Source organism: Pseudoalteromonas sp. P1-8, from assembly GCF_001399985.1.
GTDB lineage: Bacteria > Pseudomonadota > Gammaproteobacteria > Enterobacterales > Alteromonadaceae > Pseudoalteromonas.
In genome coordinates, this window is the sequence record NZ_LJSO01000003.1 from 233,473 (window position 1) to 248,409 (window position 14,937).

The window sequence follows — 14,937 nt, forward strand, 5'->3', positions numbered from 1 at the left end:
ATGATCCCAGAACTCGGTTATTTTTCTTTAACACTGGCCATGGTGCTCAGTGTTCTATTGTGTATTTTTCCTTTGTGGGGCGCGCATACCGGCAATTTACGTTTAATGCGTGCAGCCCCATCACTGGCAATTGGACAATTCGTATTTGTACTTTTGTCTTTTGCTGCACTTGTTTATGCCAGTTTAACCGACGACTTTACTGTTTCGTATGTTGCTTATCACTCAAGTAGCACCTTACCTTGGTACTACAAAATAACCTCGACATGGGGTGGTCATGAAGGGGCAATTTTACTCTGGTTAGTAATGCAAGCGGGTTGGACAGCAGTTGTCGCTATGCGTTCGCAATCATTACCTTGGGTATTACGTGCTCGTGTACTGGGTGTATTAGGCTTTTTAGGTGTTGGCTTTATGCTGTACACCTTATTAATGTCGAGCCCATTTGAGCGCCTATTACCGTATTTCCCAGTTGAAGGTCGCGATTTAAATCCGTTATTGCAAGACCCAGGTATGATTATTCACCCGCCATTGCTCTATATGGGCTATGTGGGTTTATCTGTGTCGTTCTCATTTGCTATTGCAGCGTTACTTACAGGTAAGCTTGATAATACTTGGGCTAAGTGGTCTCGTCCTTGGACTATGACAGCATGGGGCTTTTTAACACTCGGTATTACCATTGGTAGTTGGTGGGCATATTCAGAACTTGGCTGGGGTGGCTGGTGGTTCTGGGATCCAGTTGAGAACGCATCATTAATGCCATGGCTTGTGGCAACCGCATTGCTGCACTCATTATCAACCACCGAAAAGCGTGGTGTATTTAAGTCGTGGACCGTATTACTGGCTATTGCAGCATTCTCGTTAAGCTTACTGGGTACCTTTATTGTTCGCTCGGGTATCATTGTATCTGTGCATGCTTTTGCCTCAGATCCTAACCGCGGTATGTTTATTTTAGCTTTCTTAGCCATTGTAGTTGGTGGTGGTTTATCGCTTTATGCACTGCGTGTTTCGCAGGTGAAAAGTGAAGGCCGTTATAAGTTTGCCTCACGTGAAGTCGCGCTTTGGCTAAATAATATTTTCTTAGTTGTGGCAACGCTGATTGTATTGCTAGGTACATTACTGCCAATGATCCACAAAGAACTTGGCTTAGGTAGCATTTCGATTGGTGAGCCGTTCTTCAATAAGATGTTTGCTATTTTACTGGTACCGTTTGCCATTTTAATGGGTATGGGTCCGCTGTTACGCTGGAAACAAAACAAGTGGTCGATGTTGCAAAATAAGTTTGCACTATCGGCTGTCGTCAGTCTCGTGGCTACGGCAGCGTGGTTATATTCAAGTTACGATGTAATTGCGCCAATTACCTTTATTGCAACTGCGCTAGCGGTATGGATTGTTGTTACTACAGTGGTTGATTTAGCGGCAAAAGTAACTATTCACAAAACCTTAGGCGAAGGCTTTAAACGTTTAGGGCTAAGCTATTGGGCGATGGTTTTAGGCCACGTTGGTTTAGCGTTCGTGATTGCAGGTGTAACGCTCACCTCTGCTTATTCAGTAGAGCGAGATGTTTCAATGAAGCCGGGTGATATTGTGGCTTTAAATGAATACCAGTACCGCTTTGATGGTGTTAAGTCTATCCGCGGCGCAAACTATAGCGGCCATGCTGGTGTTGTCACTGTTCTGAAAAACGATAAACAAGTAACCGTTTTACATGCTGAAAAACGCCGTTATGACATTGGTATGCAGTTTATGACTGAAGCGGCTGTTGATGCAGGCTTTACGCGTGACTTGTATCTAGCGCTAGGTGAGCAATTAAGCCAAGGTGCGTGGTCGTTACGTATTTACCATAAGCCTTATGTTCGTTGGATGTGGCTCGGTGGTATCTTGATTTCACTGGCAGGCTTTTTAGTACTTGGTGATAAACGCTATCGCCAAAAATCGACTAAGCAGGAGGCTTCAGCATGAACCGTAAACTACTCGCACTAGCACCTTTACTGGTTTTCGTTTTACTGTGTGTATTTTTATATCAAGGTTTGTTTGCTAACCCGCGTGAGCTGCAAACAGGGCGTATTGGGCAGGCTATGCCAGCTTTTAACCTGCCAGATTTGATGGATGAGTCAAAGCGTTGGACTGATGCAGATTTAAAAGGTGAAGTTTACTTACTTAATGTGTGGGGCACATGGTGCCCGACCTGTTTAGCTGAGTTAGGCTATTTAACCGAGCTTAGAGAGCAGGGCGTTAAGATTGTTGGCTTATACTACGAGCAAGGCTACGACCCTGACTTTGATGGCCAGTTTGATATTAACGCACTACGCGAAGATGTCACTAGCATGCTTAATCGTGCTGGCGACCCATATCAATTTAATATCTTAGATTTAAAACGCACATTAGCCCTTGATTTAGGTGTGTCTGGCGCACCAGAGACCTTTTTAGTCGATAAACAAGGCACTATTTTGCTGCACCATACCGGCGATATTAATCCGCGTGTGTGGCGAGCCAAATTCGCACCGTTAATGCAGGAGTTACAGTAATGAGACTCGTGATTTTTTTAGCAAGTTTGCTTATCACGTTTAGCGCATTTGCAGAGCAAGACAAGTATCAATTTGATGATAAAGAGCAAGCTGTTCGCTTTAGTGAACTTACCAAAGAGCTGCGTTGCCCTAAATGTCAAAACCAGAACATTGCCGATTCAGACGCCGTTGTAGCCAAAGACTTACGTGACAAAGTATTAACGCTGGTAAAAGATGGCAAAAGCAAAGATGAAGTCATCGATTATATGATTGACCGTTACGGTTACTTCGTACATTACGATCCACCAGTAACACCAGCAACCTTAGTGTTATGGGTATTGCCAGTATTAATTGTGGTACTTGGCTTTGGCTTTATTGTTTTACGCCAACGTAAGGCATCTGTAAAACAAACATGGACAGAGCAAGACGAGGCACTGCTTGCAAAGTTAATTGAACAAAATCAACGTCAGGAGCAAAGCTAGATGGCATTAATGTGGGCTTCTTTTGTTTTACTCACACTGGTTGCATTGCTATTTGTTGTCGTTCCGTTTTTTAAACGCGAACGTATTCAACGCCTTGATCACAATGCAAACTCGGAGTTAATCCGAATTTATCATCAACGTTTAGACGAGCTTAAAGCTGACTTAGATAACCAGCGTATTGATGCACAAATGTTTGATGAGTCAGTTAACGAGCAAAAGCGTCGTTTACTCAATGAGCTGTCTCCGGAAAAAGCGCTAAATAGTAAAGGTAACAACCGTATTTTTGCCCTTACTGGCGCTGGCTTTTTAATTGTTTTAACGGCTATCTTTTACGGTTACACGGGTAGTCAGCAGCAAATTAAAGGCTGGCATGACGCGATGGCAAACCTTAAGTCGTATGGTGAACGTGCCGTAATGCAAGATGGTGAGCCATTAACACCGAATGAGCTGCAAGCATTTGCTTTAGCATTGCGTACCAAGCTTGATCAAAGTGGTGATGATGAAGTAGCGTGGATGCTGCTAGGTCGTGTTGCGATGTCATTAAATGAATTTGATATGGCAATGCAGTCATTTGATAAGGTTCTTAAAATGAACCCAGATAACAAGCAAGTGCTGATCAGCTACTCGCAAGTCCTGCTAATGGAAGGCAGTGATGCGAATATGTCTCGTGCGGCGACTATGTTATCGAGAGTGTTAAAAGCAGAGCCGACCAATATTGATGCTATCTCATTGCTAGCCCTAATTGCTTATGAGCGTAAAGATTGGCTGCAAGCAAAAACTGCGTTTGAAGTACTGCTTGCAAGTATGCAGCAAAACGACCCGCGTTATAGCATGATTGCAGAGCGAATTGCTGAAATTGATGCCCATTTAAATAATGAGCAGCAAGTTACAAATACAAAACTCGCAGAAGCTTCAAACAGTGAAATTAGCATCACGGTTGATTTAGACTCTGCACTTGCAGATTCGCAGCCACAAAACGGCACGTTATTTGTTTTTGCAAAAGCTGCCAGTGGTCCACAAATGCCATTAGCTGTGGTAAAAATGACCGAATATAGCTTTCCTCTAACCGTGACGTTGAGTGATAGCAATGCCATGGTAGAAGGCTTGAACCTATCAAGTGTCGATAAAATTATTTTAACTGCGCGTTTATCAAAAGATGCAACTGTGGTAACTTCTAGCGGCGAGTTGGAAGGCAAGTCGGATGTTTTAGAGCGTGCAAACGTAAAAGAATATTCGTTGCTAATTAATGAGTTAATACCTTAAGGATAGCCGATGTTTAGGCACAGTATATTTTTTATCTTTTTTGTAGTGCTTGCAGGGTGCGCACAAATACCTGAAGAAAAAGCGGATGAGCGAGACCCATTACAGTCGTTTAACCGTCCTATGTATGATTTTAATATGGACGTGCTTGACGCTTATATTCTTCGCCCAGCAGCTGTTGGCTACGTTACTGTCACGCCAACACCGGTAAGACGTAGCATTGTTAATTTTACCGATAACATCACTGCACCAACGGATATGGTCAATGCTGGCCTGCAAGGTAAACCTGGTAATATGGGTATTAGCCTAGCGCGCTTTTTAGTGAACTCTACGGTAGGTTTACTCGGCTTTTTTGATGTCGCTTCATCGCTGGGTTTAGAAATTGTCGATGAAGACTTTGGTCAAACCTTAGGTGTATGGGGTGTAGGAGATGGCGCTTATTTGATGATCCCAGGTATGGGGCCAAGTACAGCACGAAACCTAACAGGTGATGTGGTAGATAACTTTGTGTTACCTGAAATCACGTTAACAACACCGCAGACTATTTTGGTGTTTGCGCTTAAAGCGGTTGAAGCCCGTGCTTCATTAATGCCACAAGAGAGCCTATTAAATGAGTCGTTAGACCCATATATTTTCGTGAAGGATATTTACTTCCAGCGTCAATTATATGAGCTACATGATGGTAATCCGCCAGTTGAAAAAGAAACGGATGATTTTGACGAAGACTTCTTAGAAAATCTTTAAGATTATTCAAATAAAAATGCCAGCAATTGCTGGCATTTTTTATAGCATTAATAGATTGATATTCATCAGTCTCCAAACACACTCATTTGGTCATTAGACCAACTTAATGCGTCGTGGTAAGCGTCCGGTACTTCTTCTGGCTTAAGGCCCAACTGTTGTTGGATTTCTTTCGCTTTTTCCCAATTTGCTTGCTCATAGAATTTTACAAGGTTTAGATAGGTAGCGAGTAAGCCTTCATCTTTAAGTAGAGCGTCTTTAATTTCGTTGGTCAGCGGTAACTTATTCATAACGCTTGGCATATCTTCATCTAAGATAGCATCCATTAATGACATCATGCCTGTTAAGAAAGCCATACCTGTATCGCGTAACTTACCATGACTAATTGCCAGTAATTCAGCAAACCGTGCTCGGGTTAGCGACAGGCGGATCAGTTCAGCAGGTTTATCTGCAGATACTTGAGCTGCAAATAACAGCGACAAGAAACGTTTAATTTCTTCGCTTCCTAATACGATAAGCGCTTGCTTGATTGTGCTGATTTCGGCACGGCGTTTAAATGCCGCGGAGTTTGAATAGCGTAATAGCTTATAAGATAAGTTAACGTCACGTTCAAACACCTCAGTGATTTTTCTAAGGTTTAAATCAATACTTGATGTTTCGTATAGGAGCTCGGCAAGAGCCATCTCAGAAGGTGGCAAAGTTTTACTTTGTACCATCTCCGGTTTTGAAAAGAAAAAGCCTTGAAAGTAACTAAAACCCATTTCTAGGGCAAGTTGGTATTTCTCGTAAGTTTCGACTTTTTCGGCAAGCAACTTGATGTGCGGGTGAGGTTTTATCGCTTCAATAACCGCTTCAATCGACTCTTTGTCTGTGGTTAAAAAGTCAATTTTGATCATATCGATATACGGATAAAAATGACGCCAGACAGGTTGATGAATGTAATCATCAAGGGCCAGTGTGTAACCACGCTCTTTTAAATCTTTAACCAGAGCAAGTAAACGTTTACCTGGTTGAATAGTTTCAAGAATTTCGACAACGACTTGTTCTTTACCCAGTAATAAAGGGTAGCCTTTTTGGAGTGTCTCTAAAGTGAAATTAATGTAAGCTGGTTTGTTATCCGTTAAATCTTCTAAACCAAAATTGAACTGACTACCTTCAATGAGTCGTGATGTTGCTTCATCGCCATCAATGTCTGGAAACACGTTATCTACGCCATCCCTAAAAAGGAGTTCGTAGCCGACAAGTTTCTTTTCCTTATCTAAAATAGGTTGGCGTGCAGCGTAAAAATACATAGTCCTGGCATGTCCACTTCGGTTAATTCATTTATCCATCAGCAATATATGTCATTGTGCCTGAAATAGCATTAATTAAATGCGAGTATTTGAGGATAAATACTGATTTTATTCTGATCTTAAGACTAGGATAAATTGCAATTGAATTCTATAACTTGAGATTAAATATCATATTTTTGTTATGAAAAGGTTGAAATTGTAAACCCTGTCATTGAACTGCTTGATTGGAGTTGAAGGGGGGAAGCATGTTATAGTCATGGGTGATATCGGTTTTTACCCCAATAATGTCTTAAAATTAAATAACTTGCGAGTCATTATTCGGATTAAAAGCCAACATTAAACAACTTTTGGAGGCTAATTTGGAAACAGGAATGATAATTTCGTTAGCAATGTACTTCATCGTCATGCTGGGGATTGGGCTGTATGCTTATAAGCAATCTACCGACGATGTATCAGGCTATATGCTAGGTGGTCGTAATTTATCACCAAGTGTTGCTGCGCTTTCAGCTGGCGCATCAGACATGAGTGGTTGGCTGCTAATGGGTCTACCGGGTGCAATGTATTTGTTTGGTTTAAGCAAGGTTTGGATTGCCATAGGTTTAGTACTCGGTGCTTGGGCTAACTACTTCCTAGTCGCGCCTCGTTTACGTGTTTACACAGAAAAGGCGAATGACTCAATCACCATTCCAGATTACTTCGCGAACCGCTTTGATGATAATAAAAATATTCTGCGTGTGATCTCTGCGATTGTAATCATTGTTTTCTTCACCTTGTATACCTCGTCAGGTGTTGTTGCAGGCGGCAAGTTGTTCGAAAACTCATTTAATATGAGCTACGAAATGGGTCTGTACATCACAACCGGTGTCGTCGTGTTATATACCTTGTTTGGTGGCTTCTTAGCAGTGAGCCTGACTGACTTTGTACAAGGCTGTATCATGTTTATCTCGTTGCTGGCTGTGCCAATTGCAACGTTTACCATGCTTGATCAGCCAGTTATGGATACACTTGCAAATGCACGCTATGACTTATTATTAAGCTCACCAAAAGAATCAGAAATTCATGCACTTAATATGATGGATTGGTTTGCAGGTGGTTCAACGATAGCGATTATTTCTGCAATGGCATGGGGCCTTGGTTATTTTGGTCAACCACATATTATTGTGCGTTTTATGTCTGTGCGCTCTGTGAAAGATATGCCGACTATGCGCCGTGTGGGTATGTCGTGGATGACGCTTTCAGCTATTGGTGCTGTGCTAACAGGTCTATTTGGTGCTGCTTATATGCTTGAAAACCAAATGCCAATTGATGATAAAGAAACGATTTTCCTAGTGTTGTCTGAGCTTATCTTCCATCCTTTAATTGCTGGCTTCTTATTGGCAGCTATTTTAGCGGCGATTATGAGTACTATTTCATCACAGTTATTAGTGTGTTCAAGCTCACTAACCGAAGATTTTTATAAGATTTACTTAAACCGTAGTGCATCTCAAAAAGAGCTGGTTTTAGTAGGTCGTATTAGTGTTATTTTGGTGGCTCTATTTGCTATTTACTTAGCCTATGACCGCGATAGCTCTATCTTAGATTTAGTGAGTAATGCATGGGCAGGTTTTGGTGCTGCATTTGGTCCACTCGTATTACTGAGCCTTTACTGGAAGCGCATGAACTTACAAGGCGCTATTAGTGGTATGGTTGTTGGTGCTGCAACAGTACTATTTTGGATTTACGCGCCAATTACAATTGATGGCCAAGCATTAAGTGCAATCATTTATGAGATTGTCCCAGGCTTTATTTTATCAACAATTGCTATTGTTGTTGTTAGCCTTACAACTGCTGAGCCGAAAAAAGAAATTACAGACTTATTTGATGAAGTTGAGTCGTCACTGTAGTTTTTGATTAAACACAAAAAAGGGCAACATCTGTTGCCCTTTTTTATGATCTAAATTTGCGTTTAGCTTGCCGCTTTTTCTTTTATATCAGCAACGTTGTCGTCTGACTTTGCTTTTTTAGGCTTAGCTGGGGCGTCTTTTGCACCTTTAAGTACCGCCATAAATTGGTCTTTTTCTTTTGCCATTTCAAGCGCCAGTGACTCAATTTGTTGCTCGCTTAATGGTACATCAACTTTTTCAAGCATTAGTTCTAATGACTCAGCAATGTCGAGCATTTTGTCATACGCATCAGCTTCTTTCTTAGTAGTAAACGTCATGCGCTCGACTCCGTTTCTTTCTACAACATATTTAACAACAACAGCCATGATTTCTCCTGCATTTAAGCGTGGCATTTGCAGCGTAATACCGCTACTTTGATTACTGTTTTTATATACAGTAATGCTTCGGGGCTTACTTTGCAAGTAACTTGAGAAAAATTTTATTCAGCAAATTTGACAATAATAGGGACATTAGCTTTATTTAAATTGTTACCCAAAGTTAAACACAAGCGATGGAGTGAGTGTTGGGTAATAGCTAACTACCTGTCCAAGATGGACATCATGGAGGAAATTATGAAATTACTATCAAGTATTTTACTTGCCACAAGCATTGCGTTACTACCTGCTACATCGGCATTCGCCGTTAAACCAACCGAAGCAACACAAGTTAAAATGCAAAAGCTCAGTATAAACAAAGCTAGCATAGATCAACTTACTCAATTACCGGGTATTGGAGAGTCAAAAGCCAAAGCGATTGTTGAGCACCGTAAAAAGCAAGGTCCGTTTAAGTCGGTAGAGCAATTAAAAGAAGTAAAAGGAATTGGCGATAAGCTATTTGCTAAACTTGAGGGGAAAATTACATTATAAATAGCGGGCTATATACCTAAACAGGGCGTTATTCGCCCTGTTTAAATTCATCGATAGCTTTGTCTAAATGCGCTAATGCGAACATGTTTTCGATAGGTGTTGTGATGAGTGGGTAACTTAAGCCCGCTAACAATAACCAAGGAATAAGCATCCAGCCTTCAAAGTAGGCCAAGCCTAAAAATAAGGGTGCTAAAAAGGCAAGCTTACATACTGATAAAATGATCTTTTTGCTTGGGCTTAAATGAGCCAAAGCAAGGGCAATAATTTGCTGGCGTTGCCTTACTTTAAAGCTTTTTAAAGCAGGGATTTGGCTAGTAAAAAAATAAATCATTATAGCGACTTTTTGCTCACTAATCGGCTAACTAAAACAGCCACAAATACCACTGAAAATGCTGCAAAAATCACTTCCATCCATGCTGGCATACTCATAGAAGCAAACTGCCAATCGATATTTCCGCAATCACCAGTAGCGGCAAAGAAGCTAGGGATCCATTCATGCAAAGGCATAAAACTTGGGAAGTTAGGTTCAAATGCACAGCTAAATGCAAAAGGGTCAGTATTGTTTTGCATTGCAATGTGTTCTTTGGCAATAAAGTAACCCCAAATTGCAGAGACACCCCAAGTGGCAAATGCGACTAAGCGAACAACCATATTTTGTGGGTTAATTGCACCAATCACACCCGCTGCAAGTAAGCCTAAAACAGCAGTACGTTGATATATACACATGATGCATGGCTCAAGGCCCATGTTGTATTGAAAAAATAACGCAGTGATTTCAAAGGCGAGTGAAATAACGGCTAATAATAACCAAGGTGTTCTTTTAGTTGCTAATTCTGCTAACCAATTCATGAAAGTTCCAATTTCAAATTGTTTTCAAGATTATGCTTAGACAGGGCAGTAGGTGCAAGTATCTAAGATGAAATTATACGAAAAAGGAGCCGACTGACTCCTTTTTATTAATCATATCTAGGCTGGCTGTTACACACTAACAGCTTGCAAAGACTCACTTTGATAGCAGCCTAATACACGGGTGTATTGGGTGTGTTCTTTTAGCTCTTCAAGCGCTTGCTTAACATGTAAGTCATCAAGGTTTGCTTCAAGGTCAACATAAAACACCTCTTCCCATGGGTTTCCAGGTACTGGACGAGATTCCAATTTTACTAGGTTAATTTGATGTTGTTTAAAAATCATCAAGGCATCAGCCAATGAACCCGCTTGTTGTTTGGTCGCCATAATCAAACTGGTTTTTGTTGGAATTTGCTTAGATACTTGCAACGGGTTACGCGCGACGACAATGAAGCGGCTATGGTTTTCGCTTTGGTTTGCAAGGCCTGATTTAACGACTTCTAACCCTACATTTTTACCTGCTTGTGCTGAGCCGATAGCGGCGCTGTTTGTAGTTTCAACCGCTGATTGTAATGCATGGAAGGTTGAGTCACAGGTTTCATGTTGAATATCACCTAAACCCTGAATGAAGCGGCTACATTGAGCAAAAGGCTGTGGGTGAGCAAAGATTTTATTAATGTGAGAAAGCTCAGTACCTGGCATTGCTAATAAACAGTGCTCAACGCTGTGAGTGACCTCACCGACAATTGATACTTGTGCATGTTGTAATAAATCGAACACTTCATTGATACTACCTGAGCTGGTGTTTTCAATTGGCAGTAAGCCGAAATCAGCTTGGCCACTTTCAACTTTGCCAGTGATTTGATCAAAGCTCGAACAGCCCATCTCAATCAGCTTACCTGGGCGACGGCTAAAATATTTATGGCAGGCTAATTGGCTATAAGAGCCTTGACCACCTAAGTAAGCAACACGATGACTTTCGCTCATTGCTTCAGGGTTTAGATTCTTTTGTAGCATTGCTTGTTGATTCAAAACAGAATCTTCAAGAATAGTTTGGAACACATTATTGATGTAGTACGCATCTAGACCTAGCGACTTACCATAATTAATAAGCTTTTCGAGTAATGCTTGTTCGCGGGCTTCATCGCGAATTGGTTTGTTATTGGCAATTTTATATTCAACTACGCTGTGGCTAATACGGCGTCTTTTAGCCAGTAACACCAATAAGTCGGAATCTATTTCATTAATATCGTGTCGTAACGCATTTAATGTATCAATGCTCATGTTGGTTTCCTCATTCCAAAACAGTGCACAAACAAAAAAGCCTCCCAAGTGGGAGGCTTTAGCTATTCGGTGAATTTATCTCGCAAACAGTTAAGCCTCCTCTATCTAAAGAAGCTAAAAAAAGAAAAAAAAGTGCGAGAGATAATTTGTTTCATTGGACTAATGTAAAAACACTTGTATGTAAAGTCAACTGCCTATCGCAGCTAATTTAGAAAACATCGGTGTTTACTCAGAAAATTCATTTATATTTATAAAAAATTTATAAATATAAAAATGAATCTGGTATATTTGTTTTTGCACAATAAATAATAACAATTATTAATAAGGTAGTCCTGTGGTGTATCGACGACCGCCATCACGTTTTGGTGTGAATTCATTAAGTATGAAATTGTCGCTGCTGATCTCTGCGATTTGTTTGATTGCAGGTATATGTGCTGCGGCTTTGATGCTTAAATCTGAAGAAAAACAGCTTGTGTTTGAAGAGCACGAACTTTTAAAACACTCTAGTGAACGCTTGAGTCGTCAATTTAACCGCTTGATCAAAACCAAAATCAATATTGCTGAGCAGGCGAATAACGTCGTAAGCAGCCAACTCCTTCACAACGAATCGCATTTACAAAGTAAACGCAGCGCAGAACTCAAATTTGCCCTCGATGGCAGTATCCGTAGTACCTCAGAAGATGGCTTATCGGCTGCGTTTCTCCCTCAAGATAAATATTCTGAATTTTATAAACAGCTTATAAACGATTCTGAATCGCTATGGAAAATCGTTTCACCGACCTTAATTCAAGATTTCTTTAATTTTTACCTTGTCACCAAAGATAACTTTATTCGAATCGCGCCACCAAACTGGGCACTCAATGTACCTGGTGACTTTGATTTTACTAAAGGCGAAACCTTCAATTACGCTCAGGCTGCAACTAACCCAAGCCGAGAAGCGGTGTGGTCAAAAGTGTATTACGATACTATTTGGCATAAGTGGGTGGTGAGTGTGCTTGTGCCAATCTACCTTGATAACGATTTTTTTGGTGTCACGGGCAGTGATATCGCGCTTGAAACCTTATTGGCACAGTTGCCTATCGGTGACCGTGAGCAGCATCTGTTAGTGTTTGATGCAAAAGGTCAGCTGTTAGCTCACCCTGATTTAGATAAAACCACGCTTGAGCAATATGGTCGTGAAGGTAAAAAATTACTCACCGAAGATTTTGTAAACCCTGATCTGCAAAAACTAGTGTCTGAAACCATTCGTTTAAAGTTACCTGAGTCGGCAAACTCATTCGTACAAGATGGTGAAACACATATTATCAATATTCGTAAAGTCGAGAACCTAAACTGGTATATTGGAATTTATAAAAAGCGCTCGTCTGCACTTTCTGCGCTTGAAGAGTTAAAAGTAAAATTCTTCGGCTTGTTTATCTTGTACGCTATTTTAGTTGCCTTATTATTGCATCAAGCACTTTATCAACTAGTACTGCGTCGCATTCACTCGTTAGTTAATGCGGTAGTTAGTTTTGGCAAAGGGCAATTACAAACTGAGTTTCCAAAGGCTAATAAAGATGAAATTGGCACGCTAAATGGCTCGTTTAGAGACATGGCTATTGAAATTCGTAAGTTGATCGATGGTTTAAACCAGCGCATTAGTGAAAAAGAAATAGCTGAAAAAGCGGCGAATCGTTTATCTAAAGCTGTGGCTTTCTCTGGTACCGGTGTGGTGATCACCAATCAAGACTTTGAGATCAAATACGTGAATCCGAAAATGGTTGAAATGACCGGTTTTGAGGAGCGTCACTTTATTGGCTCGCCGCTGCTGAATATCATTTCACAAGAAATGGCGATTTTAGTCGATGATATTGATATCGATTTGCGTAGCCGTAATTATTGGCGCGGGGATACCTTATTACAAGGGAATGAACGCCAATCAGTTTGGGTTTCGTTAAGTATTTCACCAATTCGTGAAGATGGTGGTGAGATCACCAGTTACGTGGCATCAGCTCAAGATATTTCGTTTGTAAAAGAAAGCCAGCGTAAGATGGAGCAATTGGCTTACTTTGATACCTTAACGGGGCTTGCTAACCGTACTTTCTTCAGAATGCAGCTGCGTAAATCAATGGCACTGGCTGAACGTGGTCATTATGCATTTGCCTTATTCTATTTTGACTTAGATGAATTTAAACGTATCAACGATACACTAGGGCATGATGCTGGGGATCAGTTATTAGTAGAAGTGGCTAACCGTTTGAAAAAGCGTTTGCGTACGGAAGATACAATAGCGCGTTTAGGTGGTGATGAATTCGCGGTATTATTAAGTGGTATTGAGCACCAAACACATGCCATGGAAGTGGCCAATACGATTCAGCGCACGCTTAATGAGCCAATCAAATTAGGTAACAATGAAGTGATCATCAGTGCCAGTATTGGTATCACAATGGCACCATTTGATAGCCAAGAAGAAGATCAGTTACTTAAACATGCCGACCTTGCGATGTATGAAGCAAAAGCGAAAGGACGTAATACTTTCCACTTCTATAGCCAAGAGCTTAATGCGGCAGCAAACGAACGCTTATTTATTGAAAATGAGCTTCGTACTGGTATTCGCGAAGGGCAGTTTAGAGTTTATTATCAACCACAAGTTGATTGTAGAAATAACCAAGTGGTTGGCTACGAAGCACTTATTCGCTGGTTCCACCCTAGAGAAGGGATGATCCCACCGACCAAGTTTATTCCTATTGCTGAGGCAACGGGCTTAATTGTTGAGTTAGGTGCGTGGATACTGCAAGAGGCGTGTGAATTTGCAGCGCGTTTAGCTAGCCAAGATTTAAAGAATAATATTTCAATTAATTTATCGGCACGTCAGTTTAAAGATGCGAATTTAGTGTCGACACTGGATAAGATCATCAAACAAACAGGAGTTGAGCCTAAACGCTTACACCTTGAGCTAACAGAAAGTATGCTGATGGGGCATGTTGAAGCAGCTATTCTACAACTGCATCAGCTAAAAGCTTTGGGCGTGTCAATTTCAATCGATGACTTTGGTACAGGCTACTCTTCACTGAGTTACCTTAAACGTTTCCCTGTCGATATTTTGAAGGTTGATCGCTCGTTTGTGAAAGATATTCCACAAGATAGTAATGATATGGAAATTACCGCTGCGATTATTGCTATGGCACAAAAGCTGAAGCTTAACGTTGTTGCCGAAGGGGTAGAAACCATCGAGCAGATTGAGTTTTTACAAAACAACAACTGTTATATTGTGCAAGGTTACTACTATAGTAAGCCTATCCCAGAAGAAGAGTTGCCAACACTTTATGAACAGCTCAACTCATTGAATTCATAAAATACAGAAATCAAAAAATAAGGGGGGTGATTAGCCCCCTGCAATTTTAACTTTAAATTTTAGTCCTTCGAGAATCGCTTTTAGCTTATCTCTGTCATCACCTTGTACTTCGATGATACCGTCTTTTACTGCACCGCCTTGGCCCATTTTACTTTTAATGGTTTTGGCTAATTTTTTTAAGTCATGCTGCTCGCTGTCGATACCAACAACTAACATCACGCCCTTACCTTTGCGTCCTTTGGTTTGACGTTCAATGCGTAAAAAGCCGTCTTTAAAAATTTTACCTTGGCTTGGTTTACTTTCTTTAGGTTGCTCAATGCGACCCGTAGCAGTTGAATAAACTAGATTATTTTCGCTCATGGTAGATCTCTTTATAAAAGCTTGGCTAAATGATAACAAATTTCATCCT

General features: G+C 40.8%; 14 protein-coding genes. 8 read left to right on the forward strand and 6 right to left on the reverse strand.

The genetic code is table 11. The features are described from left to right. Genes AN213_RS06460 through AN213_RS06480 form a run of 5 tightly spaced genes read left to right on the forward strand, consistent with a single transcriptional unit; the run spans position 1 to position 4,987 of the window. The gene (locus tag AN213_RS06460; RefSeq protein ID WP_055020711.1) at positions 1–1,956 is read left to right on the forward strand and encodes a heme lyase CcmF/NrfE family subunit; all 1,956 of its coding nucleotides are present in this window, start codon (positions 1–3) and stop codon (positions 1,954–1,956) included. After that, complete coding sequence (locus tag AN213_RS06465) at positions 1,953–2,522, forward strand: DsbE family thiol:disulfide interchange protein (RefSeq protein WP_054562159.1); 570 nt, start codon at positions 1,953–1,955, stop codon at positions 2,520–2,522. Before AN213_RS06460 ends, AN213_RS06465 begins: the two co-directional genes overlap by 4 nt. Then, the gene (locus AN213_RS06470) at positions 2,522–2,983 is read left to right on the forward strand and encodes a cytochrome c-type biogenesis protein (protein ID WP_054562158.1); all 462 of its coding nucleotides are present in this window, start codon (positions 2,522–2,524) and stop codon (positions 2,981–2,983) included. The genes AN213_RS06465 and AN213_RS06470 overlap by 1 nt, the downstream gene beginning before the upstream one ends. Beyond that, entirely contained in the window at positions 2,984–4,246 is a 1,263-nt protein-coding gene (gene ccmI, locus AN213_RS06475; protein WP_054562157.1) for a c-type cytochrome biogenesis protein CcmI, read from the forward strand. A 9-nt stretch (positions 4,247–4,255) separates the two neighbouring features. Next, positions 4,256–4,987: a VacJ family lipoprotein gene (locus AN213_RS06480; protein WP_054562156.1), complete on the forward strand. Its 732-nt coding sequence runs from the start codon at positions 4,256–4,258 to the stop codon at positions 4,985–4,987. 65 nt (positions 4,988–5,052) lie between these two features. Here AN213_RS06480 and AN213_RS06485 read toward each other — a convergent pair whose 3' ends face one another. Further along, a complete protein-coding gene (locus AN213_RS06485; protein ID WP_054562155.1) occupies positions 5,053–6,276 on the reverse strand; it encodes an EAL and HDOD domain-containing protein in 1,224 nt (407 codons plus the stop codon). A 371-nt stretch (positions 6,277–6,647) separates the two neighbouring features. Between AN213_RS06485 and putP the strand changes: the two genes are divergently transcribed. Next, positions 6,648–8,159 carry a sodium/proline symporter PutP gene (gene putP / locus AN213_RS06490; RefSeq protein ID WP_054562154.1) on the forward strand — a complete coding sequence of 504 codons (1,512 nt, stop codon included), beginning with the start codon at positions 6,648–6,650 and terminating at the stop codon, positions 8,157–8,159. Between the two features lie 62 nt (positions 8,160–8,221). Here putP and AN213_RS06495 read toward each other — a convergent pair whose 3' ends face one another. Continuing rightward, positions 8,222–8,524: a YebG family protein gene (locus AN213_RS06495; protein WP_054553324.1), complete on the reverse strand. Its 303-nt coding sequence runs from the start codon at positions 8,522–8,524 to the stop codon at positions 8,222–8,224. Positions 8,525–8,770: 246 nt separating this feature from the next. On the opposite strand from AN213_RS06495, the gene AN213_RS06500 reads away from it, so the two are divergent. Continuing rightward, positions 8,771–9,064, forward strand: coding sequence for a helix-hairpin-helix domain-containing protein (locus AN213_RS06500; protein WP_054562153.1), 294 nt, complete (start codon positions 8,771–8,773; stop codon positions 9,062–9,064). Positions 9,065–9,092: 28 nt separating this feature from the next. Here AN213_RS06500 and AN213_RS06505 read toward each other — a convergent pair whose 3' ends face one another. The 3 genes from AN213_RS06505 to AN213_RS06515 form a co-directional block, all read right to left on the reverse strand. Next, complete coding sequence (locus AN213_RS06505; protein ID WP_055197970.1) at positions 9,093–9,395, reverse strand: DUF6170 family protein; 303 nt, start codon at positions 9,393–9,395, stop codon at positions 9,093–9,095. Continuing rightward, positions 9,395–9,913, reverse strand: a complete 519-nt coding sequence (gene dsbB / locus AN213_RS06510) for a disulfide bond formation protein DsbB (protein ID WP_054562151.1) — start codon at positions 9,911–9,913, stop codon at positions 9,395–9,397. The genes AN213_RS06505 and dsbB overlap by 1 nt, the downstream gene beginning before the upstream one ends. A gap of 129 nt (positions 9,914–10,042) precedes the next feature. Next, positions 10,043–11,194 carry a chorismate mutase gene (locus AN213_RS06515; RefSeq protein ID WP_054562150.1) on the reverse strand — a complete coding sequence of 384 codons (1,152 nt, stop codon included), beginning with the start codon at positions 11,192–11,194 and terminating at the stop codon, positions 10,043–10,045. Between the two features lie 334 nt (positions 11,195–11,528). Here AN213_RS06515 and AN213_RS06520 point away from each other — a divergent pair, with 334 nt between their 5' ends. Beyond that, positions 11,529–14,528, forward strand: a complete 3,000-nt coding sequence (locus tag AN213_RS06520) for an EAL domain-containing protein (protein WP_095209717.1) — start codon at positions 11,529–11,531, stop codon at positions 14,526–14,528. A gap of 30 nt (positions 14,529–14,558) precedes the next feature. Here the strand turns inward: AN213_RS06520 and AN213_RS06525 are convergent, their stop codons facing one another. Beyond that, complete coding sequence (locus tag AN213_RS06525; RefSeq protein WP_055020714.1) at positions 14,559–14,888, reverse strand: translation initiation factor; 330 nt, start codon at positions 14,886–14,888, stop codon at positions 14,559–14,561. Positions 14,889–14,937: the final 49 nt, after the last annotated feature.